Genomic DNA, 23,452 nt, shown 5'->3' on the forward strand with positions numbered 1-23,452 from the left:
ACTTGATAATTATAACATAAATCGTTTGAAAAATAACTATTATTGAACAGATTTACTCAATTTTCCATATTTTTTATTTGGTACCGTTTTAATGAACAGGTTGATTTTTCTTTAAATGTGAAGCATAATAAAATAATGAAAACGGTTAAAGGATGGATATAAATGAAGAAATCTAAAGCAATATTCGTACTACTTGCTTTAATTGTAACATTTCTCCTTTTAGTGTTTAGCTTTGCATTAGCAGAAGGTTCTATGTTGTTTATGTTATTAGCAGTATTGTTAATCGTTGCAACAATGGGATTTGGTTTTACACTTAAAAAGAAATACCGCGAAAACGGTTGGCTATAAACAACATACGACATCAAATGAAAAGCATATCACTTAACGAAACGTTATCGTGATATGCTTTTTGATGTGTTAAATTTAGTTGTAAGGTGTTTAACGGAGATGGTATTGATAGTTAGTTGATAGATATTGTTAGGATCTTGTTAGGATCTTGATTTCATTATTCCGAATTGTGGTAATTAGAATGCTGTAACTACCACTATTCTGAATTGTGGTAGTTAGAATGCTGTAACTTCCATTATTCCGAATTCTGGTAGTTAGAATGCTGTAACTTCCATTATTTCGAATTCTGGTAGTTAGAGCTCGCTAACTTCCATTATTCCGAATTCTGGTAATTAGAATGCTGTAACTTCCATTATTCCGAATTGTGGTAGTTAGAACTCTGTAACTTCCATTATTCTGAATTGTGGTAGTTAGAACGATGTAACTTCCATTATTTCGAATTCTGGTAATTAGAGGGTACTCCTTAGAGACACTTCTCGGAATTCTGTCCCTAACGAAACTTCTTACGGACATTTTTCAGAATTCTGTCCCTAACAACACCTCTTACGGACATTTCTCAGAATTCTGTCCCTAACAGCACCTCTTACGGACATTTCTCGGAATTCTGTCCCTAACGACGCCTCTTACGGACATTTTTCAGAATTCTGTCCCTAACATCCTCTCTTACGGACATTTCTCAGAATTCTGTCACTATAAAAAAGAGGCTTAAACAACATTTGTTTAAGCCGCGATTCCTATTTTCCTTTAAATCTTTCTGTATGAATTTGTTCTAACATTGTCTTATATGGTAAGAAGTATTCATTCAATAGTTCTTGGTGAATTTTTTTATTACCTATTAGTATTGAATTGGCTTCTAATATATTTAATTGTTCTCCTAATTGGTTTGTTACAACTGCGCCTACTTCTTCAGCAATTATTAAGCCTCCTGCAAAGTCCCATGGATGTAATCGCATTGTTAAATACGCACTTGTATTGCCTTTTGCAACGTTAGCAAAGTCTAATGCTGCTGATCCGTATGCTCTTGTGCTTCTTGCTTGATCAACAATCGGCATATAGATTTTAGCTAATTTTTCTTTTGTTAACCATAATGGATTTGTTGAAATTAAACTGGTCTTCAAATCAGTATCTTCTAATGGTTTAAGTTGTTCATTATTTAACCATGCCCCTTTACCAGCTATGGCGTGATACATTTTATCGTTCATGACATCATATACAAATCCTGCATATTTTTCGCCATCAATAAAAATACCGATTGAAATGGCAAAATTTTCTTGTTGATGTACAAAGTTTAGCGTGCCATCTATTGGGTCAACAATCCATAGGACGCCCTCTGTATTATCAATATCTGTACCGTGACCTTCTTCTCCTAAAATACGATGTTCTGGATATGTAGATTTAATTTGATTAAATAATCTTTCTTCTGTTTCTTTATCTATATTTGTCACTAAATCATTAGGATTTGACTTTGTTTCTATTTGAATATCGTCATCTATTGAATCACGAATAATTTGACCCGCTTCTAGTATTATTTGATAAGCAAATTTGTATATTTCCATGACAAAACCTCCTATGTTATTTTTATATTAGCATTGTTCTTTATATATTCAAAAAAATTTATGATAAAATATTGTTAAGTACCACAGTTATAAGGAGGACAACTATGACTAAGTATACGTTTAAACAAAAAGATTTTAAAGTTTTTAGTGTTGAAGGTTTAGAAAATAGGATGCAAGCACTAGACGAACAAGTAAGACCACAATTACATGCTTTAGGTGAAAGATATACAAAATATTTAACTGAACAAACTGGAGATACATTCCATTACCATGTTGCAAAACATGCGAGAAGAACTGTTAATCCCCCTAAAGATACTTGGGTAGCATTTGCGACTAATCAACGAGGATATAAAATGTTACCACATTTTCAAATTGGTTTATTTGAATCACAATTATTTATAATGTTTGGTGTTATGCATGAAAATAAAAATAAAGGTCAAATGGCTGACTTTTTAAATAAAAACTTTAACTTATTAGAAGATTTACCAAGTGATTATTCATTATGTTTTGATCATTATAATATTGATAAGTCTCCTATTGATTCGTTATCTACAGAAGATTTGAAACATCATATTAAGAGACTTAAAGATATTAAAAAAGCTGAGTTCTTCGTAGCACGTACTTTAGATCCTAAATCTGATGTATTAAAAACAGATAAATCATTTACTGCATTTTTAGATGAAACATTTGATGAATTAATCAAATTTTATAGTTAATATTAAAAACAACAGCCCTTCAGTTCGATACTGAGGGGCTGTTGTTTTATTATATATTGATTAATAAATATATGGATCGTCATCTTTTTTCTTTTTATCTTCTGAATTAAACTGATTTTGTTGATGATTGTTACCATCTAAATGATTATGGTCATTTTGGAAATTCACATCTTCAAATTGATGATTTTTATCTTTTCTCACTAATAACATAATACCTGCAATAATTAATACAAGGAATGAAATAACGTTAAAGATGAGTATTGAAACAAGACCACCAAGTATAGCTGATATACCAGATAAAATTCTTTGTTTTTTTACAAATACTAATGCCACTATTGCTAATACAATACTGATGATGAGAATAACAAGCGCATAATTCGTAAAGCTACTCATAATAGTTGATAATTGATCCGAAGATATTTCATTTTGCAAATCTGGATTATTTTGCACTTGTCGCTCAAATTCCATTTTAAATTCAGCAGTATTTGAAAAAGATTTAGTTATAAATGCCAATACAATTCCAATTAATGAGAATATGGCACCAACAACGAGTAATATATATTCTGTTGTTCTTTTCATGTAAACCCTCCTAAAATTTGTCAATTACTATTATCTCAATCTGAATTTTATTTATCAAGTTTATTATCGTTTTTTTCTATATTTTGTTCATCTTTATTTTTTTCTTCGAAATATTTTTTCTGTTGTAGCATTCTTTTTTCGTAATTCTTTCTTCTTTCAATTGTTGCATTAGGTTTTACTTTTTTAGGTTTCTTTTCTTTTTTCAGTTTACCAGGTTGAACTTGATACTCATCTGATTGTGTTGTTTCATAATTGTATGGATCTTCATGTCTTTGACCAATATCCTCTTGTTGATCAATATCGGACTGATTTGCATCATCTAAGTCTTCAACATTTGTTTCTTGTTGTTGATTTCTTTGTTTTTTATTTTGATGCTTTTTACTACGAGAAAGTACTTCCTCACTATGCGTCGTTTCAGTTTGTTCTACTTGGTCAACTTGTGCTGAACGTTCTTTCTCTTGTAATGGTTCTTCTACATGTTCTTCTCGATATTGCTGTTTAGGTTCAACTTGCTGACGTTCTCTTGGCTGTGGTTGAATATTTTCACGTTGATTTTCATAATAAGGTTGTTGTGGTGCCATACCTTGAACTGGTAATATTTTATCTTTTCTTACGAATAATAAAATACATACAATAAAGAAGAATAATGGTACAAGCACAATAAATAATGGAATTGTAATAATTGCTAAAAGTAAAAATACAAAAGCAGAAAATATTCTCCATCTCATTAAAACTAAACCAATAAATGAAAATATTAAAACAATAATCAAGTAAATTATAAATAACCAAATACCATTTTGAATATTGAGTGCTACTTCACTAGCAGACATTAATTGTCCATTAGTCGTAATATTAATATTTAGTCTATTAATTAACGTTTCTAGCCTAGTTATATTTTCTGGATTATTTAATACGACAAGTGCAGCAAATAAAGATAAAGCTGTTATGCCCAATAATATAATCCAAGCAAACCAGCCGAGAAATTTTTCTACACCTCTACCAACTGGCTGTCTCACATGTTCTACATATGAATTCATCATGTTTACCTCCTAATAATGAATTGGTTTTAATTATAACAAAAAAAGGGCTTTGTTTCTCACAAAGACCCTTTATAATGACTAATTAAGCGACATTTTAAATTTTAAAAAGGCTTCATTATACGCTGCTATATTTTCTTTTCCTAAATCTTCATAAACTTCAAGTTTATTTCTTACTGAAGAATCAGGATAGAAACGCTCATCTTCTCTAACACTCTTATCTAAAAGATTATAAGAAGCTTTGTTAGGTGTTGCATATCCAACCCATTCTGCATTTTGCTTTCCATTCTTCTCTTCTAATAAGAAGTTAATAAATTTATGTGCGCCATCAACATTCTGTGCTGTCTTAGGTATAATGATATTATCAAACCATAAGTTTGATCCTTCTTTAGGTACGACGAAATCCAATTTATCATTTTCAGTCATGATATCAGCTGCCATACCACTCCATACAACGGCTACATCCGATTCATTCTGAACCATCATTGTATTAATTTCATCACCTACAACACCTCTAACATTAGGTGATAACTTAATTAATTTATCTTGTGCTTTTTTCAGTTTTTGTTTATTCGTTTCATTTAAACTTTCATTCATACTATTTAATGCAAATCCTATACCTTCTCTTGATCCATCAACGATTAATACATCATCTTTAAGGCGTTTATCCCATAGACTATTCCATGTATTAAAGTTGATCCCTTTCGTTGTTTCTGGATTATACAAAATGCCTACTGTTCCCCAAAAATAAGGTACGGAATATTTATTCCCTGGATCAAATGGTAAATTCATAAAATCTTTATCAATATTTTTTAAATTCGGTATTTTTTTATGATCAATCGGTATTAATAACTTTTCTTTTTTCATTTTTTCAACAGTATACTCACTCGGCACTGCAACATCATATGCTGTACCACCGTTTTTAATTTTAGCCATCATCGCTTCATTTGAATCAAACGTTTCGTATACAACTTTAATACCTGTTTGTTTTTCAAATTTTTTCGTCAAATCTGGGTCAATATATTCTCCCCAGTTATATACATAAATAACATTCTTTTTCCCTTTAGAAGGAGGCGGATCAATTAATTTAGTAGATAACATTAACAATGCACCTACAACAATTGAGATGCCGACTAACTGCATTAATTGTTTCATCTTATAATGCCCCCTCTTTTTTCAAGTCTTTTTTGTTGGCTTCTTTTTATGAAATAATATCCTAAAATCAGTATCATAACTAACACAAATAGTAATGTAGAAATCGCATTGATTTCCATCGTAATACCTTTTCTAGCCATTGAATATACTTCAACAGATAATACGCTAAAGCCACTACCTGTCACAAAAAAGCTCACTGTAAAGTCATCTAATGAGTACGTAAGTGCCATAAAGAATCCACCAATTGCACCAGGTAGAATATGAGGAATCACAACTTTAATAAGTGTTTGCCATGAAGTTGCACCTAAATCTTTAGCAGCATCAATCATAGAAGTATTCATATCATATAGTTTAGGAAGTACTAAAAGCACGACTATTGGTACACAAAATGCAATATGAGATATTAATACCGACCAGAAACCAAGCCCCATTCCTGTATAGTGACCAATAACAGTAAATAATAGTAAAAATGATGATCCGATTACAACATCAGAACTTACCATTAAGATATTATTCAATGTTAGTAATCCGACTTTTAATTTTTTATTTCTTAAGTAGTAAATACCTATAGCGCCACATATTCCGATTAAAGTAGAAATACTCGCGGCCAACAATGCAATCGCAATGGTATTCACGATAATCACTAACAATCGTTTATTTTGAAACACTGATGTGTAATGATCAAATGTAAAGCCTTTAAAGTGCGTCATATTACCTGCACCGTTAAATGAATAAAATATTAAGAAAAAGATAGGCGAGTATAGAAATATAAGTATGATTGTAAAATAAATTTTTCCTGTTAATTTCATACTATACCTCCTTATTCTCTGATTTAGATTTCGTAATAATGAGTATAAGTGCCATAGCTAATATTAAGAATACAGCTATCGTAGAACCCATACCATAATTTTGTGTAACTAAAAACTGTTCTTGAATTGCTGTACCTAAGTTAACAACTTTATTACCTGCGATTAAGCGTGTAATCATAAATAATGATAATGCCGGTATAAATGTAATTTGGATACCCGTTTTCACACCTTCTAATGTTAAAGGCACGATGACATTTTTAAATGTTGTAAAACTATTTGCACCTAAATCTCTTGAAGCTTGCAACAAATTCTCTGGTATTTCATCCATTGAATTAAAGATTGGTAACAGCATAAATGGAATATAAATATAAACCGAAACAATGATAAACGCTGTACTTGTAAATAATAATTCTGTTGATGGTACATGAAATACACTTAAGATTTTATTTAATAAACCATCATGACTAAGAATTCCGATAAAAGCATACGTTTTAAGTAACAAGTTAATCCAAGTTGGTAATATAATAAGTAATAATAATATATCTTTATGTTTAGCATTTCTAAGTGTTAACGCTAAAGGATAACTGATCAATAAACAAAAGAAAGTAATAATTAATGCATACCAAGCTGAACTTAAAGTCATTTCTAAATAACTACTTGTAAAAAAGTTTTTGTAATTCTCGAATGAAAAGTGTCCATGAATATCAAGTAATGATGCATAGAAAATCATAGCAATCGGAACGATAATAAATAATACTATCCATATCATGTAAGGTACGAGTAATAATGATTTTATTTTATGCATGTTCCTCATCCTCATAGCTTTCGATTCGACGATCAAATTCTTCTTCAGTTTCACCTGGCAACATAATATGAATGGCTTCTGAATCAAAATCAAGTCCTACTGTTTCACCAATTGTTGCTTTTTTCGTCGTTTGGATAATCCATTCATTACCTTGCGCATCATAGCAACAAATTTCATAATGAACACCTCTAAATAATTGAGAATCAACTACTGCAGAGATACGACCTTCATTCTCTGATTTAATCGTGATATCTTCTGGACGAATCACGACGTCAACTTTAGCATCTTTTTCAAATCCAGCATCTACACATTCATAAGGAATACCGTACATTTCAACAACATAATCACGTTTCATTACACCTGTAACGATATTAGATTCACCAATGAAATCTGCAACGAATTTATTAATAGGTTCGTCATATATGTCGACAGGCGTACCACTTTGTTGAATTTTACCGTCTTTCATAACAAATATGTAATCACTCATTGCTAATGCTTCTTCTTGGTCATGTGTAACAAATATAAACGTAATACCTAATCGTTGTTGCAATTCACGTAGTTCATATTGCATTTCCGTTCTTAACTTTAAGTCTAAAGCTGACAATGGTTCATCAAGCAAGATAATTTCAGGTTCATTCGCAATTGCTCTAGCAATCGCAACACGTTGCTTTTGACCACCACTCATTTCAGTGATTTTACGTTGTTCATAACCTTCAAGTTTCACTAATTTTAATGCTTCTTTTACTTTAGTTTGAATATCTTTTTTATTTAACTTTTTTATTTTTAGTCCAAATGCTACATTATCGTATACATTTAAATGAGGAAATAATGCGTAATCTTGGAACACAGTATTAACTTTCCTATTATTTGCTGGCACTTTATTAATAATTTTATTATTAAACAAAATATTACCTTTAGTTGGTGTTTCAAATCCTGCTATCAATTTTAAAATAGTTGTTTTACCACAACCTGATGGACCTAATAATGTATAAAATTTACCTTCTTCAATTTCAAAACTGACATCATCTAATACTTGCGTGTTGTTAAAGTTCTTTGAAATGCCTTCGAACTTTATGATTGGTTGTTTCATGCCTTACCTCCTATAAATACGATTCTGTAGCTACAATCAATACCTCAGCATCTTTGCTAGATTGATTTAAAAATTGATGCGTTTCATGCGCTTTAAAATAAAAACATTCTCCACTTTTAGCAGTATATGTTTGATTCCCTATATTCAAAGTTATGAATCCTTTTTTTACATATGCAAATGTTTCAGAATTTGATGGGCTAAATGCTTTATATTTAGATCCACTTTTTAAAGTGATAATTACAGGTTCCATTTCAAATTCATTTGAATCTGGAACGAGCCATTTTATTTTGTAACCTAAATCATATTCATCATATATTGTGTGTTCTTGTTCAGGATAATGTATACGAGCTTGATACAATTTCTCATTAAAAAACTCACTCGGTTCAACCCCTAATACATCTAAAATATTCAAAAAAGTTTCCATAGATGGTGAAGATAAATTTCTTTCTAATTGTGAAATATACCCTTTAGATAAATCTGTACGCTCTCCAAGTTCTTCTTGTGTTAGGTTCTTTTGATACCTTAAATTTTTAAGTTTTTCTCCTATATTCATAAATCCCCCAAGAAAGTGTAATGTTTACTTTTACTAAACATTAAGTTTAGTACCTTTAATAAAATAACAGAAATCATTTTATAGTTCAACACTTTTTTGGGGGATTTTATAATATTATTTAACTGAAATCGTTGTCGCTTCTTTATTTTCTTTTAAAGCTTTTACAACTTTATAGCCATCATAACCACTTTCTTCTTTGAAAGCTTTATAAAAATTATTCTCATCAGCTTTACCAGGAATAATTTTTTTGAAGTTTTTATATGCTTTGTCTAATTGTTCTCTATTTGCTTCACTTTCATATGCATCTTCTATAAGGTTATAAAATGCCATCACTTCGAGAATCTCATCTTGCGACCAATCCACATCTATTGGATAACTATACTCCATGTTTTCTACTCCTTTACAAAAAAAGGCTGGGACATAAATATGTCTCAGCCTTATATTTTTATGATTACATTGTATGGATAGGTGTTCCTAATGCTACTTCTGCAGCTTCCATAGAAATTTCACCTAATGTTGGGTGAGCATGAATTGTTAATGATACGTCTTCAGCAGTCATACCTGTTTCAATTGCTAAACCTAATTCAGCAATGATATCTGAAGCGCCTGTACCAGCAACTTGTGCACCAATTAGAAGACCATTTTCTTTTAAAGTGATAAGTTTAACGAAACCAGCAGTTTCATTTAATGCTAATGCACGACCATTTGCAGCAAATGGGAACTTAGCAGCTTTAATTTCTAATCCTTCTTCTTTAGCGCTAGCTTCTGTATAACCTACTGTAGCTAATTCTGGCTCAGTGAAACATACTGCAGGAATACCTAAGTAATCTACAGCTGATTTTTCACCAGCAATTGCTTCAGCAGCAACTTTAGCTTCATAACTTGCTTTATGAGCAAGTGGAGGTCCAGCAACGATATCACCGATTGCATAGATATTGCTAATTGAAGTACGGCTTTGTTCGTCAACTTCAACTAAACCACGATCTGACATTTTTAGACCTAATTCTTCAAGACCTAATTCATCAGTATTTGGTCGACGTCCTACTGTAACTAATACATAGTCAGCATCGATTTCTTTTGTTTCTCCGCCAGCTTCGTAAGTAACTTTAACGCCGTTATCAGTTTCTTCAGCTGATTTAGCCATCGCTTCTGTTACGATTTCTACACCTTTAGCTTTAAGACCTTTTTTAACGATTTGAGTCATTTGCTTTTCAAATCCGCCTAAAATATCTTTAGCACCTTCAAGGATTGTTACTTCAGAACCAAAGTTAGCATATGCAGTACCTAGCTCAGATCCAATGTATCCGCCACCTACTACTACTAATTTTTTAGGTACTTCTTGAAGTGATAATGCACCTGTAGAATCGATTACACGTTTACCAAATTTGAAATTAGGAATTTCGATTGGACGTGAACCAGTTGCGATAATAGCATTTTTGAAAGTATAAGTTTGAGATGCTTTTTCAGTCATAACTTTTAAGTTATTTTCATCTACAAAATATGCTTCTCCGTTAACAACATCGATTTTGTTACCTTTCATTAATCCAGCTACGCCGCCTGTTAATTTTTTAACTACGCCATTTTTGAATTCTTGAACTTTTTCGAAGTTTAATGCTACTTTCTCAGCTACAACACCCATATCTTCTGAATGTTGAGCGTTGTGGAAACGGTGTGATGCTGATAATAAAGCTTTAGATGGGATACAACCAACGTTTAAACATACGCCACCTAATTCGCCTTTTTCAACGATTGTTACTTTTTGTCCTAATTGTGCTGCACGAATTGCTGCAACATATCCACCAGGACCTGCTCCAATTACAATAGTATCTGTTTCAATAGGAAAATCTCCAACTACCATTTTTACCCCTCCATTAATAATAATTCTGGATTATTTAATAATCTCTTAATATGGTTCATTGCATTTTGTCCAGTAGCACCATCAATTTGTCTGTGGTCGAAACTTAATGATAGTGATAATACAGGTGCAGCAATAATTTCTCCATCTTTAACGATAGGTTTTTGAGCAATACGACCGATACCTAAAATAGCTACTTCAGGATGGTTGATTACTGGTGTAAACCATTGTCCACCTGCTGAACCGATATTACTAATCGTACATGTTGCGCCTTTCATTTCGTTAGCTTGTAGTTTACCGTCACGTGCTTTAACAGCTAATTCGTTAATTTCATCAGAAATTTCGAACATTGATTTGTGATCAGCATTTTTAACTACTGGTACTAATAAACCACGATCAGTATCCGCAGCTATACCTATATTATAGTAATGTTTATGAACAATTTCACCATTTTCTTCATCAAATTCAGTATTTAATGCTGGGTATTTCTTAAGTGCAGATACTAATGCTTTAACAACATATGGTAAGAATGTTAATTTAGTACCTTGCTCAGCAGCAACTTCTTTGAATTTTTTACGGTGATCCCATAATTCTTGAACATCAATTTCATCCATTAATGTTACGTGAGGTGCAGTATGCTTAGAGTTAACCATTGCTTTAGCAATTGCTTTACGCATAGCTGGTATTTTCTCACGAGTTTCAGGGAATTCTCCTTCTGGTACTTGTGGAGATTGTACTGTTTGTGTATCTTCAGATGAAGTTTGAGCTTCTTCTTTAGCTGGTTGCTCTGTAGTAGCGCCACCATTTAAGTATGCTTCAACGTCTTCTTTTAAGATACGGCCATTTTTACCTGAACCTGAAACAGCTTTAATATTTACATCGTTATCACGAGCAAATTTACGAACTGAAGGCATAGCAATTACACGTTTAGACTCATCAACATTTTCTGATTGAGTTTCAGTAGTTGCTTCTTCTTTAGCTTCTTCAGCTGGTGCTTCTTCTTTAGTTTCTTCTTCATCGTCGTCATGACCTTTGAATTGTAAGCCTTCTGCATCAGGTGCATCAATTTTAACAATTGTATCACCAACAACAGATACTGTACCTTCTTCAACCATAACTTCTTCAATTTTACCTGCAACAGGTGATGGAATTTCAACGACAGATTTATCATTTTGAACTTCACATAATACATCGTCTTCTTGAATTTCGTCTCCTGCTTTAACAAACCATTTTACAATTTCACCTTCGTGGATACCTTCACCGATATCTGGTAATTTAAATTCGAATGACACGATTTTTTCCTCCTAAATATTAAATCCGTATTTTAATGCGCATTAAAACTCTAATGTTTCTTTAGCTTGCGCTACGATATCTTTTTTGTTTGGTAACCAAACACCTTCAGCTTGTGTGAATGGATAAATAGTGTCAGCAGCTGCCACACGTGCAATAGGAGCTTCTAATGAAAGAACAGCTCTTTCAGAAATTTCAGCTACAACATTTGCGCCAACGCCTGCTTGTTTTTGAGCTTCTTGAACTACGATTACACGGTTTGTTTTTTCTACTGATTTAACAATTGTTTCAATATCTAATGGTTGAACAGTGATTAAGTCAATAACTTCAACTGAATAACCATCTTTTTCTAAATCTTCTGCTGCTTTTAATGATTCTTGAACCATTGCACCATAAGTGATGATTGTTAAATCTGTACCTTCTCGTTTAACTTTAGCTTTACCGATTTCTACTTCGTACTCTTCTTCAGGTACTTCTTCACGGAATGAACGGTATAACTTCATGTGTTCTAAATAAACAACTGGGTCATTACTGCGGATTGCAGAAATTAATAATCCTTTAGCATCGTAAGGGTTTGAAGGAATAACAACTTTCAAACCTGGAGATTGAGCTACTAAACCTTCTAAGTTGTCTGCGTGTAATTCTGGTGTATGAACACCACCACCAAATGGCGCACGGATTGTGATTGGAGCCACTTTAGAGTTACCTGAACGGAAACGGTGACGAGCTATTTGACCAGCAATTGAGTCCATAACTTCAAATACGAAACCAAAGAATTGGATTTCCATGACAGGACGGTAACCTTCAAGCGTTAAACCTAAAGCTAGACCACCAATACCTGATTCAGCTAGAGGTGTATCAAATACACGATCTTCACCGAATTCTTTTTGTAAACCTTCTGTTGCACGGAATACACCGCCGTTTACACCAACGTCTTCACCGAATAATAGAACATCTTCGTCTCTTTTTAATTCGTTTTGAAGCGCATTGTTAATCGCTTGAATCATTGTCATTTGTGCCATGACTTATTTCGACTCCTTCTCTTTGTAAATTTCATATTGTTCAGCTAAATTGTAAGGCATTTCTTCATACATATTTTCCATTAAGTCTGTAACTTTTTGTTTAGGCGTATTATCTGCCTCTTTAATAGCTGTTTTAATTTCTTCTTTAGCTTTTTCCATTACTTCGTTTTCTTTTTCTTCAGACCATAAGTTTTTCGCTTCAAGATATTTTCTGAAACGTACTAATGGATCTTTCTTTTCCCAATCAGAATCTTCATCAGAAGTTCTGTAACGAGTTGGATCGTCACCAGCCATTGTATGTGGACCGTAACGGTAAGTTAATGTTTCGATTAATGATGGACCTTCACCATTTACTGCACGTTCACGCGCTTGTTTAGTTACTGCATATACTGCTAATGCATCCATTCCATCTACTAATACACCTGGAATACCAACTGCTACTGATTTTTGAGCTAATGTTTTAGCAGCTGTTTGTTTGTCACGAGGTGTTGAAATCGCATAGTTGTTATTTTGGATTACGAAAATTGCAGGTGCTTTGTAAGCAGAAGCAAAGTTGATACCTTCATAGAAGTCACCTTGTGAAGAACCGCCATCACCAGTGTAAGTAATTGCAACATTTTTCTTACCACGTTTTTTAAGACCTAGTGCTACACCAGCTGTTTGGATAAACTGTGCACCGATAATAATTTGTGGACTTAAAGCATTAACACCTTCTGGGAATTGGTTTCCAATAAAGTGTCCACGTGAGAATAAGAAAGCTTTAGTTAATGGTAAACCATGCCAAATTAATTGTGGCACATCACGGTAACCAGGTAATACATAGTCTTCTTTCTCTAACGCATAATGTGAAGCTAATTGTGAAGCTTCTTGTCCAGCTGTTGGTGCATAGAAACCTAAACGTCCTTGTCTATTTAATGAAATAGAACGTTGATCTAGAACACGAGTCCAAACCATTCTTTCCATTAATTCAACAAGTTCTTCGTCAGATAAGTCCGGTAACAAGTCACTATTTACGACATTTCCTTCTTCATCTAAAACTTGAACCATTTCAAACTTAGACTCTATTTCATTTAAAGTCGCTACTGCATCGAATTGGGCTTTTTTTCTCGGAGCCATTCAATTCACCATACCTTTCCCTATATTAAATAATCATTTCTTAATCATTCTAACACAAAACTGTTTTACTGTTAAATAAAAAATACTAACATCTTAAAAACCCCTCAAATCAAAGGTTTTTATGTAACTGTACTAAAACATAATATTAGCTGTACTAATACAAATTATTTATCTAAAATAGCTGAAACATCTTTCTTTTCTTGTTGGACTTTTCTTAAAGTGTTTTGATAATCTGTTACAACTTTTTCAGTCTTTTTATTAACTTCAGTTAACTTAGAAGAACGATCATTTGCACCTTTTTGCGTTGCATTGTCTTTTGATAGATAACTAAATAAATCTTTTTCAGTTTTTAATACTTCTTGATAAGCATTCATTACATCATTATGTAGCTTGTACTTTTCATCTAGAGCGTTCTTTAAATCTTTAGCTTCTTTTAATTGTTCTTCATCTTCTATATTTTTATAATCTTTTTTAGATGATTCATAAATGTCCTTAGATTTCTTCATTGCAGCTTTTTCATCTTTTACAATTTCTTCCCTATCTTTAACGCCGTCCGTTAATTCTTTCGCTTTTGCTTTAAAATCATCATTTTTAGCTTTATTTAATGCTTCGATTTTTTTAACTTTATCTTTTTCTGCCTTAGTCATTTTCTCATTTAAATCAACTATAACTTTTTCTTCTTTATTTGCTTTTTCAACTTTGTTATAAAAAGATTCAAGTGATTCTTTAGATTGACCACACGCTGTTAAAATTATTGAAGTCGCTAATGTTAATGTTACAAATTTCTTGCCAATCATTGGTAATTCCTCCTTTTAATCCTATCAATATGTTACTCTGTTTTTTTTATTTATACAATTAATAATAGATGTAAAAATGACCAGTTTTTGATAATATTTTATATGAGGAAGGTGCATGTAAATGATAACGATGGAAAATATTATTCGTGACGGCCACGAAACACTTAGAAAGAAAGCCGAAGAAGTAGAATTACCAGTATCGACTGAAGATAAAGAAACATTAAATGAAATGATGGAATTCCTAAAGAACTCTCAAGATGAAGATCTTGCTAAAAAATACAAATTACGTTCTGGCGTAGGACTAGCCGCTCCACAAATCAATGTTTCTAAAAAAATGTTAGCTGTATATATACAAGATGACGGAAAAGGAAACCAAATAGAACTTCAACTTATCAATCCTAAAATCGTAAGCCACAGTGTACAAAAAGCATATTTAAATGGCGGAGAAGGATGTTTAAGTGTAGACGAAGCTAAACCAGGACTCGTTCATCGTAATTATAAAATAACAATTCAAGCATACGATATAGAAGGAAATCCATTTAAGAAAAGATTCAAAGGATATCCAGCAATCGTATTGCAACACGAAATCGATCATTTAAATGGCATCATGTTCTATGACTATATTAATGAAGAAGATCCATTCAAACCACTCGATGATGCAGTAGAAATTAATTAATAAGTAAGATGATAAAAGAGCGAATACCATTCAGTCGGTATTCGCTCTTTTTAATGTCATTATTCCGAATTGTGGTAATTAGAACGCTGTATCTTCCATTATTTCGAATTCTGGTAGTTAGAACGCTGTATCTTCCATTATTTCGAATTCTGGTAATTAGAATGCTGTAACTATCATTATTCTGAATTCTGGTAATTAGAATCCGCTAACTTCCATTATTCTGAATTCTGGTAATTAGAATCCGCTAACTTCCATTATTCTGAATTGTGGTAGTTAGAACGCTGTAACTTCCATTATTCTGAATTGTGGTAATTAGAACGCTGTAACTTCCATTATTCTGAATTGTGGTAATTAGAATCCGCTAACTTCCATTATTCTGAATTGTGGTATTTAGATGAGCGCTCATTTACGGACACTTCTCAGAATTCTGTCCCTAACAACGCCCCTTACGGACACTTCTCGGAATTCTGTCCCTAACTACCACACCACTATAACTTCTCTCCTATCAAAAAACAGTAATCTCAATCTTCCAATTGTAGATTACTGTTTTTCTGTTTCATAATTTTGTTCATTACATAAATTCATCTCTTCGTTCGATGAAATGAATGTTTTTTTCTTTTAGTGCTTTTTGAATAGCGGTTAATTCGTCCAAACTTAACCATTCTGGATCTTTGTTATGTCGAATGTAATGTGGATCTTGTTTAACGTTATTAATCATTTCATCATAGTTATAGATCATCACAACTTCATTTTTTCGAATATTAAATTCTATTCCTTTAAATTGTTTGTCAGATCTGTTTTTTTCTGCATCGATTGTTTTGATGATGCGTTCGACCTTATCCATAAAATTCACATCCTATTCATCTATCAATCCTAATTCTTTACAAGCATAGTATATACCATTTTCACTTACATGTTTCGTTTCAAAATCACAAACTTCTTTTAGTGCGTCAACGGCATTTCCCATTGCTACACCACACCCTACTTCAGTAATCATTTCTACATCATTTGGTCCATCACCGAATGCAACTACTTCGCTTAATGGGAATCCTAATTTATCACTGAGTTCTTTTATGCCTTCTGCTTTAGAACGATCATTCGGCACTACATCTCTACTTAGTGGATGCCATCTATAGAATTTCAATGCATTGAATTGATTATCGTACTTGTCATCTTCATCGTCAGCATGGAAAATAAGCGCTTGATAGACTGGGTGATCAAGATAATATGTATTGTGATATTCTGGATAATCCATCTTTAATGTTCCAAGACTTTCAGAAATGTCGTTATCACTTTCTACATTTGCATATACTGCAGTTTCACCGAAGAATACTAGTGGATGATTATTTGCATGTGCTTTGTCTACTATGCTCGTAAGTTCCTCTTTATTTAATGGATATTTACTTATAATTTCTCCATTATATACAACAATTTGTCCGTTTAGCGAAACAAAAGTATCAATACCTGTTTCTTTAATAACTTCTTTAAACATATATGGTGCTCTACCTGTTGCAATTGCGACGATATGGCCAGCTTCTTTTAAATTTTTTATCGCATCAATAGTTGATTCTGGAATTTCTTTGTTTTCATCATAGATTGTACCATCTATATCGAAAAATATTAATTTCTTATTCAACTTTCATCGCCTCCTTGTCTCTATTCTAGTTGATAATCAATATATATGAAAGATTTAGTTAAATATCTTTATTTATCTCTAATTATCATGTAAAATGAACTTATTAAAAAGGTATTTATATATTTTCATATAATTACTTTTAAAAATGTACGGGAATCAAATTTTGAAATTGACAAACCCTAGACTTAAAAACTAGGGCTTTATTTATGTTAATTAACCTAGGAGGATTTATATATATGGCAGTATTTAAAGTATTTTATCAAGAAGACAAAAGTGAAGTAATCGTACGTGAAAGTACACAAACAAAATATTTCGAAGGACAAACTGAAGAACAAGTTAGAAGATATTTATCTGACCGTAATTACAATATCGAATTTGTCCAAAAATTAGAGGGCGCTCATTTAGAATATGAAAAGAAATCAGATCACTTTAATGTGGAGACAATCTAAATGAAGCCTTTACAAAAAAATGAAGTAGGCGTATACGCACTGGGTGGTCTCGGTGAAATTGGTAAAAACACGTACGCCCTCGAATATCAAGATGAAATCATTGTCATTGATGCAGGTATTAAATTCCCTGATGACGATCTTCTTGGTATCGATTACGTGATACCAGATTATACGTACTTAATTCAAAATAAACATAAAGTGAAAGCTTTATTTATCACTCATGGACACGAAGACCATATTGGTGGTGTCCCATTTTTATTAAAACAAATGAATGTTCCGATTTATAGTGGACCACTTGCTTTAGGTCTTATTAGAAATAAATTGGAAGAACACAATTTATTGAAGACTGCTCAATTAAATGAAATTGATGAAGATTCAGTATTTGAATTTAAACATTTCAAGATTTCATTTTATTTAACAACTCATAGTATTCCAGAAGCATACGGGATTATTGCAGATACACCAGAAGGTAAAATCGTTCATACAGGTGACTTCAAATTTGATTTCACACCTGTTGGTAAACCTGCAAATATTGCCAAAATGGCTCAACTTGGTGAAGAAGGCGTATTATGTTTGTTATCAGACTCTACAAATTCTGAAGTTCCTAACTTTACATTAAGTGAAAAGGAAGTTGGACAAAACGTAGATGAGATTTTCCGTAAATGTTCAGGTAGAATTATTTTTGCGACATTTGCTTCTAATATTTATAGAGTTCAACAAGCTGTTGAAGCAGCCGTTAAATACAATCGTAAGATCGTTGTCTTCGGTCGTTCAATGGAGAACAATATTAAAATTGGTACAGAATTAGGTTATATCAAAGTACCACCTGAAACATTTATTGAACCTAACAAAATTAATACCGTTCCTAAACATGAAATTCTTATTTTATGTACAGGTTCTCAAGGTGAACCAATGGCAGCACTATCAAGAATTGCTAATGGTACACATAGACAAATCAGCATTATTCCAGATGATACAGTTGTATTCAGTTCATCACCTATTCCAGGTAACACGAAGAGTGTAAATAGAACAATCAATGCATTATACAAAGCTGGTGCTGATGTTATTCACGGTAAATTGTCTAACATTCATACTTCAGGTCACGGTTCACAAGATGAACAAAAATTAATGTTACGTTTAATTAAGCCTAAATATTTTATGCCGATTCACGGTGAATATAGAATGCTTAAGAAACATAGTGAAACTGGTGTGAACTGTGGTGTAGATCCAGATAATATATTCGTATATGAAATTGGCGATGTCCTTGCACTTACAAAAGATTCTGCAAGATATGCTGGTCGTATTCCATCAGGAAATGTATTTGTTGATGGTAGCGGAATTGGAGATATCGGTAATGTCGTAATTAAAGACCGTAAAGTCCTTTCTGAAGAAGGTCTTGTAATAGTTGTTGTAAGTATAGATTTCAAAACGAAACAACTGCTTTCAGGTCCAGATATCATCTCTAGAGGATTTGTATATATGAGAGAATCAGGTCATTTAATTTACGATGCACAACGATTAATCAAGAAAGCTGTTATTGAGAAGCTAAACAATAATGATAAAGTAGAATGGCATCACGTTAAATCTACAATTACTGAAGCTTTACAACCTTATTTATACGAAAAAACAGCTCGTAAACCAATGATTTTACCAATTATCATGAAAATTAAATAAAACATTAAAACACCCGTAATTTCTAAAAATTACGGGTGTTCTTTTATTCGTTTACTAATTTTTTCTCAAATCTATTTAAATCATTGTCATGACCTATCACGATTAATATATCATGAAATTCAATATTTTCATTTGGATCTGGTGCTACGATGATATCTTTACCTCTTTTAACTGCAATGATATTTATACCGTAATTTGCACGTACATCCAATTCTAGTATAGAACTACCAGCAAGTCTTTCCCCTGCTTTAATTTCTACAATTGAATACTCATCAGAGAGTTCTAAGTAGTCTAGTACAGATGCACTAGCAACATTATGTGCGATACGACGACCCATATCTCTTTCTGGATGGACAACAGTATCCGCACCTATTTTATTCAGAATTTTAGCGTGATAATCGTTCTGAGCTTTTGCTGTAACTTTTTTAACACCTAATTCTTTAAGAATTAATGTTGTTAACGTACTCGCTTGTATATTCTCACCTATCGCAACAATGACATGATCGAAATTGCGTATACCTAAACTTTTCATGACCGCTTCATCTGTTGTATCTGCAATCACCGCATGTGTGGCGATATCACTGAACTCATTCACTCTTGCTTCATCTGCATCAATGGCCATTACATCCATATCTAAAGCATTGAGCTCTCTTACAATACTTCCGCCAAATCGGCCTAAACCTATAACTACATACTCCCTACTCATGATATGCCTCCATACTTTATAATAATATTATTTTTTACCTTTAACGTAATCTGCATCAAAGATAAATAATCTTAATAATAATATAAGCGATGGCACGAGTAAAAGTAAACCTAAAATAAATACGATTACAAGCATTAATGCCATTTGATCGTTCACAACTGCTTTATCAATATTGATAAATGGATCTAAAATATACGGCAATTTACTTACACCATATCCAAAGAATGCTGTACCGAATTGTAATAATATCATGATAAATGCAACACCATGTGCTTTTTTAAAGTATATTAATCCAACAGCAATGATAAAGAATATAATACTTAATCCGAATAACCACCAATAACTGCCGACTGCATTATTAAAATGCGTTTCATTATGTTGTCTTAATGATAAGAAAACGAACTGACAAATGATGATCATTGGAATTGCCCATATAAGGAACCACTGTCTCAATAAATGATATGCTTCAGAATCTTTAGCTTTATTCGCATAAAATGTTAAAAATCCTGATGAAATATATAACACTGAGATAATTGCTAAAAATACAACTGCCCATGCATATGGACTTAATAATAAATCAACCCACTGTAGGTGAACGCCATCACTTGTTTCTTTAATATAGCCACCTTCAGCAATTGTTAAAATGGTTGATAATGATGCTGGAATCAATAAACCTGTTCCACCATATAAGAATAACCATGATAATTTACTATCTTGTCCATAGTTTTCAAATGCGTAAAAGCTACCACGAATGGTTAGTAAAATTAATGCAATACTACCAGGTATTAATAATGTTGACCCGAAATAATATGCAGAGTCTGGGAAGAATCCAACTATTCCTACAAAGAAGAATACGAAGAACACATTTGTTACTTCCCACACAGGGTTTAAATATCTAGAAATCAAGTTATTGATAATATGATCTTGCTTCGTTAATTTAGCGTGAAATGCGAAGAAACCTGCACCAAAATCAATCGCACCAATAATAATGTAACCAAACAGAAAGAGCCAAAGCACTGTAATACCTATATGTTGATAATCCATTATACTTCACCCTTTCTGTCTATTATTTTGTTCACATCATCAGTCGCTTTACTGTGACTAAACATTCTAATAAGTACATAACTTGATGAAATACCAAGAACTAAATAAAGTATTGCGAATGCAATGAATACAAGTGCAAGTCCATCAGCATTTGTTGCAGCTTGTGCAACTTTTAAGTAACCTCTTAATATCCAAGGTTGTCTACCCATCTCAGCTAAGAACCAACCAAATTCAATTGCAAGCATTGCAAGTGGTCCCGTTAATACCGCTAAATATAAGATTGGCTTACTATATTGCGACCATTTTTTCACCCATTTTAATACGATAAATAAAGCTGAAACGACAAAACAATACACACCAAAGAATACCATCAAATCAAAGAAATAGTGAATGATAAGTGGTGGTGTTTCATCACTCTTAAATTCGTTTAATCCTTTAACTTCAGTATTAAAATTACTATCTGATAAGAAACTTAAAGCGCCAGGAATTTTAATAGCACCTTTAACTTCTTGTTTATCTTCATCAACTACCCCAAATAATACTAGGTCTGCTTTTGATTCACTTTCAAAATGCCACTCCATAGCTGCTAATTTTTCAGGTTGTTCTTGATGTAAGAACTTAGCTGATAAATCTCCTGCTAACATTGCAAGTAAACTCGCAATTAAACCAACTATCATTGTAAGTTTAAGAGCTTTTTTATGATATTCTTTATCGTCTATAAATTTATTCTTAATTAAACGATATGCTGCTATACTTGCTAAAATAAATGCAGCTGTCATAAACGCAGTCGCTATAACGTGAAATGCTCTAATACCGAATGATGCATTAAACATCGCAGCGATTGGATCAATGTTCATCAATTTTCCATTGATAAAATCGAATCCATTTGGCGTATTCATGAAAGAATTCACAGATGTAATAAAGAACGCTGAGAATGTACCACCAATAATTACTGGTAACGTAATTAAAAAGTGCGTCCATTTACCTTTGAATCTATCCCACGTATATAAATAAATACTTAAGAAAATAGCCTCAAAGAAAAAGGCGAATGTTTCCATAAATAATGGTAGCGCAATAACTTGCCCACCTAATTGCATAAATGCTGGCCACAATAATGATAATTGTAGACCAATAATTGTTCCCGTAACTACTCCGACCGCTACAGTAATCGTATACCCTTTAGACCAACGTTTTGCCATTGCTATATACATAGGATTATTGTTCTTAATACCTATGAATTCAGCAATTGCAAACATTAATGGGATCCCCACACCAATTGTTGCAAAAATGATATGGAATCCCAATGTCATAGCAGTTAATAAACGACTTATAACTACTGCATCCATAATATTCCTCCATTCAACGTTTGTGATATACATCACAATTTAATCTTATTATACAACACTTTAATCATTTGTGAAATGTTTAACATTTACAAAGTAATGACAAATTAATGGCAAAATAGGACATAATCGTTGAACGCTTTAAAAAATCATTTATAATATGTCTATATAAAGTTGAGGTGAAAGCTATGAGTGAAGTTACAATTTATACACAAGACCAGTGTCCCCCTTGCCAATTTGTAAAACAATATTTTACTGAAAAAGAAATTCCGTTTACAGAAAAAAATATAAAAAACAAACAATTTAAAAACGAACTTATCGATCTAGACAGTTTTTCAACACCTACTGTTCTCATTAATGATGAAGTTTTTTATCAAGTTGATATAGAATCTTTTAATAAAGCATTAGGCATTCATTAATGAAGATTCAATTTCCAAGTTCTAAAATTAAAGTCACCACACATTCTATTGATACAAACTTAAAATCAAATCTGAAACTCATTCATATAACAGATTTGCATTTAGGTTATTATTCTAATTTAGAAAATTTATATCAACTTGTACGTCTTATCAATGAGCAAGAAGCAGATATTGTTTGTTTCACAGGTGATTGTTTTGATGATATTGCTCAAATTTCATTTGACCCTTATCTAGTTATACCTTTATTTCGTACAGTTCAATCAAAATATGGAAAGTTTTTTGTTCCAGGCAACCACGATTACGGTTCAAACGGCATTCATACGGTATTAGATATCATGAATAAATCGGGTTTTGAAGTCTTGTTAAACAGTTCTTACGTCGTCAACACACCTGACGGTAATATTCAGATTAACGGTATTGACGATTTATGTTTTGGTCAGCCTAACTTTAGCAGTTCATTCCAAGTAACTAATTGTCGTATAGACTTTAGAATAGGACTCGTACATGAACCAGATAAAGTTAAACTATTAGATCCAAACATCCACTTAGTACTTTCTGGACATACACATGGTGGTCAAGTTCGACTTCCTAAGATTGGCGCTATTTATACACCAACTTATGGAAAAGTATATAAACAAGGTTTATATCAAATTAGAACTGGACAATACCTTTATGTTAATCAAGGCATAGGTATGACAAGACTGCCTATTAGAATATTTTGTTCACCTGAAATTGCGATATTCAACTTGAACGCTCATTAAAATCTGAAAAGATCAT

Annotated in this window: 26 protein-coding genes; 7 read left to right on the forward strand and 19 right to left on the reverse strand. The window is 32.4% G+C overall.

Annotation, left to right across the window (positions count from 1 at the left end; all coding sequences use genetic code 11):
• Window positions 1-162 precede the first annotated feature (162 nt).
• A complete protein-coding gene (locus LQ622_RS02350) occupies window positions 163-348 on the forward strand; it encodes a DUF5325 family protein (RefSeq protein ID WP_037587440.1) in 186 nt (61 codons plus the stop codon).
• A 734-nt stretch (window positions 349-1,082) separates the two neighbouring features.
• Here LQ622_RS02350 and LQ622_RS02355 read toward each other — a convergent pair.
• Window positions 1,083-1,904: an inositol monophosphatase family protein gene (locus tag LQ622_RS02355; protein ID WP_239774663.1), complete on the reverse strand. Its 822-nt coding sequence runs from the start codon at window positions 1,902-1,904 to the stop codon at window positions 1,083-1,085.
• Between the two features lie 104 nt (window positions 1,905-2,008).
• On the opposite strand from LQ622_RS02355, the gene LQ622_RS02360 reads away from it, so the two are divergent.
• The gene (locus LQ622_RS02360; protein ID WP_037587436.1) at window positions 2,009-2,620 is read left to right on the forward strand and encodes a YktB family protein; all 612 of its coding nucleotides are present in this window, start codon (window positions 2,009-2,011) and stop codon (window positions 2,618-2,620) included.
• A 60-nt stretch (window positions 2,621-2,680) separates the two neighbouring features.
• On the opposite strand, the gene LQ622_RS02365 is transcribed toward LQ622_RS02360, so the two are convergent.
• The 13 genes from LQ622_RS02365 to LQ622_RS02425 all read right to left on the reverse strand — a co-directional run bounded on the left by LQ622_RS02365 (window position 2,681) and on the right by LQ622_RS02425 (window position 14,728).
• Entirely contained in the window at window positions 2,681-3,199 is a 519-nt protein-coding gene (locus tag LQ622_RS02365; RefSeq protein WP_196308169.1) for a DUF4064 domain-containing protein, read from the reverse strand.
• A gap of 47 nt (window positions 3,200-3,246) precedes the next feature.
• Window positions 3,247-4,239 carry a DUF4064 domain-containing protein gene (locus LQ622_RS02370; RefSeq protein ID WP_239774664.1) on the reverse strand — a complete coding sequence of 331 codons (993 nt, stop codon included), beginning with the start codon at window positions 4,237-4,239 and terminating at the stop codon, window positions 3,247-3,249.
• Between the two features lie 78 nt (window positions 4,240-4,317).
• Window positions 4,318-5,391 carry an ABC transporter substrate-binding protein gene (locus LQ622_RS02375; protein WP_239774665.1) on the reverse strand — a complete coding sequence of 358 codons (1,074 nt, stop codon included), beginning with the start codon at window positions 5,389-5,391 and terminating at the stop codon, window positions 4,318-4,320.
• The gene (locus LQ622_RS02380; protein WP_239774666.1) at window positions 5,388-6,200 is read right to left on the reverse strand and encodes an ABC transporter permease; all 813 of its coding nucleotides are present in this window, start codon (window positions 6,198-6,200) and stop codon (window positions 5,388-5,390) included. The genes LQ622_RS02375 and LQ622_RS02380 overlap by 4 nt, the downstream gene beginning before the upstream one ends.
• Window position 6,201: 1 nt before the next feature.
• Window positions 6,202-7,005 carry an ABC transporter permease gene (locus LQ622_RS02385; RefSeq protein WP_126476956.1) on the reverse strand — a complete coding sequence of 268 codons (804 nt, stop codon included), beginning with the start codon at window positions 7,003-7,005 and terminating at the stop codon, window positions 6,202-6,204.
• Entirely contained in the window at window positions 6,998-8,095 is a 1,098-nt protein-coding gene (locus LQ622_RS02390) for an ABC transporter ATP-binding protein (protein ID WP_126476958.1), read from the reverse strand. The genes LQ622_RS02385 and LQ622_RS02390 overlap by 8 nt, the downstream gene beginning before the upstream one ends.
• A 10-nt stretch (window positions 8,096-8,105) precedes the next feature.
• On the reverse strand, window positions 8,106-8,648 hold the full coding sequence (locus LQ622_RS02395) for a helix-turn-helix domain-containing protein (protein WP_025905171.1): 543 nt from the start codon (window positions 8,646-8,648) through the stop codon (window positions 8,106-8,108).
• A 114-nt stretch (window positions 8,649-8,762) separates the two neighbouring features.
• Entirely contained in the window at window positions 8,763-9,035 is a 273-nt protein-coding gene (locus LQ622_RS02400) for a UPF0223 family protein (protein WP_126476959.1), read from the reverse strand.
• A gap of 64 nt (window positions 9,036-9,099) precedes the next feature.
• Window positions 9,100-10,506 carry a dihydrolipoyl dehydrogenase gene (gene lpdA, locus LQ622_RS02405; RefSeq protein WP_126476961.1) on the reverse strand — a complete coding sequence of 469 codons (1,407 nt, stop codon included), beginning with the start codon at window positions 10,504-10,506 and terminating at the stop codon, window positions 9,100-9,102.
• A 2-nt stretch (window positions 10,507-10,508) separates the two neighbouring features.
• A complete protein-coding gene (locus tag LQ622_RS02410; protein ID WP_159315167.1) occupies window positions 10,509-11,795 on the reverse strand; it encodes a dihydrolipoamide acetyltransferase family protein in 1,287 nt (428 codons plus the stop codon).
• Between the two features lie 42 nt (window positions 11,796-11,837).
• Window positions 11,838-12,815 carry an alpha-ketoacid dehydrogenase subunit beta gene (locus LQ622_RS02415; protein WP_025905175.1) on the reverse strand — a complete coding sequence of 326 codons (978 nt, stop codon included), beginning with the start codon at window positions 12,813-12,815 and terminating at the stop codon, window positions 11,838-11,840.
• Between the two features lie 3 nt (window positions 12,816-12,818).
• Window positions 12,819-13,931: a pyruvate dehydrogenase (acetyl-transferring) E1 component subunit alpha gene (pdhA, locus tag LQ622_RS02420; protein WP_025905176.1), complete on the reverse strand. Its 1,113-nt coding sequence runs from the start codon at window positions 13,929-13,931 to the stop codon at window positions 12,819-12,821.
• Window positions 13,932-14,095: 164 nt separating this feature from the next.
• Window positions 14,096-14,728 carry a YkyA family protein gene (locus LQ622_RS02425; protein ID WP_037587419.1) on the reverse strand — a complete coding sequence of 211 codons (633 nt, stop codon included), beginning with the start codon at window positions 14,726-14,728 and terminating at the stop codon, window positions 14,096-14,098.
• A 121-nt stretch (window positions 14,729-14,849) separates the two neighbouring features.
• Here LQ622_RS02425 and def point away from each other — a divergent pair, with 121 nt between their 5' ends.
• Window positions 14,850-15,404, forward strand: a complete 555-nt coding sequence (gene def, locus LQ622_RS02430) for a peptide deformylase (RefSeq protein WP_025905178.1) — start codon at window positions 14,850-14,852, stop codon at window positions 15,402-15,404.
• A 571-nt stretch (window positions 15,405-15,975) separates the two neighbouring features.
• On the opposite strand, the gene LQ622_RS02435 is transcribed toward def, so the two are convergent.
• Together LQ622_RS02435 and LQ622_RS02440 are read right to left on the reverse strand one after the other, a co-directional pair.
• Window positions 15,976-16,248, reverse strand: coding sequence for a hypothetical protein (locus LQ622_RS02435; protein WP_025905179.1), 273 nt, complete (start codon window positions 16,246-16,248; stop codon window positions 15,976-15,978).
• A 12-nt stretch (window positions 16,249-16,260) separates the two neighbouring features.
• Window positions 16,261-17,040, reverse strand: coding sequence for a Cof-type HAD-IIB family hydrolase (locus LQ622_RS02440; protein ID WP_191836196.1), 780 nt, complete (start codon window positions 17,038-17,040; stop codon window positions 16,261-16,263).
• Window positions 17,041-17,276: 236 nt separating this feature from the next.
• Here LQ622_RS02440 and LQ622_RS02445 point away from each other — a divergent pair, with 236 nt between their 5' ends.
• Both LQ622_RS02445 and rnjA read left to right on the forward strand, forming a co-directional pair.
• Window positions 17,277-17,489, forward strand: a complete 213-nt coding sequence (locus tag LQ622_RS02445; protein WP_025905181.1) for a DNA-dependent RNA polymerase subunit epsilon — start codon at window positions 17,277-17,279, stop codon at window positions 17,487-17,489.
• Entirely contained in the window at window positions 17,490-19,163 is a 1,674-nt protein-coding gene (gene rnjA, locus LQ622_RS02450; RefSeq protein ID WP_025905182.1) for a ribonuclease J1, read from the forward strand. It begins immediately after the preceding gene.
• A 43-nt stretch (window positions 19,164-19,206) separates the two neighbouring features.
• On the opposite strand, the gene LQ622_RS02455 is transcribed toward rnjA, so the two are convergent.
• Genes LQ622_RS02455 through LQ622_RS02465 form a run of 3 tightly spaced genes read right to left on the reverse strand, consistent with a single transcriptional unit; the run spans window position 19,207 to window position 22,259 of the window.
• Window positions 19,207-19,869, reverse strand: coding sequence for a potassium channel family protein (locus tag LQ622_RS02455; protein WP_025905183.1), 663 nt, complete (start codon window positions 19,867-19,869; stop codon window positions 19,207-19,209).
• 27 nt (window positions 19,870-19,896) lie between these two features.
• A complete protein-coding gene (locus tag LQ622_RS02460; RefSeq protein WP_037587410.1) occupies window positions 19,897-20,913 on the reverse strand; it encodes a cytochrome d ubiquinol oxidase subunit II in 1,017 nt (338 codons plus the stop codon).
• Window positions 20,913-22,259 (reverse strand): cytochrome ubiquinol oxidase subunit I, encoded by a 1,347-nt coding sequence (locus LQ622_RS02465; RefSeq protein ID WP_239774667.1) that lies wholly within the window; start codon window positions 22,257-22,259, stop codon window positions 20,913-20,915. The genes LQ622_RS02460 and LQ622_RS02465 overlap by 1 nt, the downstream gene beginning before the upstream one ends.
• Window positions 22,260-22,444: 185 nt before the next feature.
• Between LQ622_RS02465 and LQ622_RS02470 the strand changes: the two genes are divergently transcribed.
• Window positions 22,445-22,675: a glutaredoxin family protein gene (locus LQ622_RS02470; RefSeq protein ID WP_239774668.1), complete on the forward strand. Its 231-nt coding sequence runs from the start codon at window positions 22,445-22,447 to the stop codon at window positions 22,673-22,675.
• Window positions 22,675-23,436 carry a metallophosphoesterase gene (locus LQ622_RS02475; protein ID WP_204254988.1) on the forward strand — a complete coding sequence of 254 codons (762 nt, stop codon included), beginning with the start codon at window positions 22,675-22,677 and terminating at the stop codon, window positions 23,434-23,436. The genes LQ622_RS02470 and LQ622_RS02475 overlap by 1 nt, the downstream gene beginning before the upstream one ends.
• The last annotated feature ends 16 nt before the right edge of the window (window positions 23,437-23,452 follow it).

Origin of the sequence: Mammaliicoccus sp. N-M50 (assembly GCF_022386995.1) — a bacterium.
GTDB lineage: Bacteria > Bacillota > Bacilli > Staphylococcales > Staphylococcaceae > Mammaliicoccus > Mammaliicoccus sciuri_A.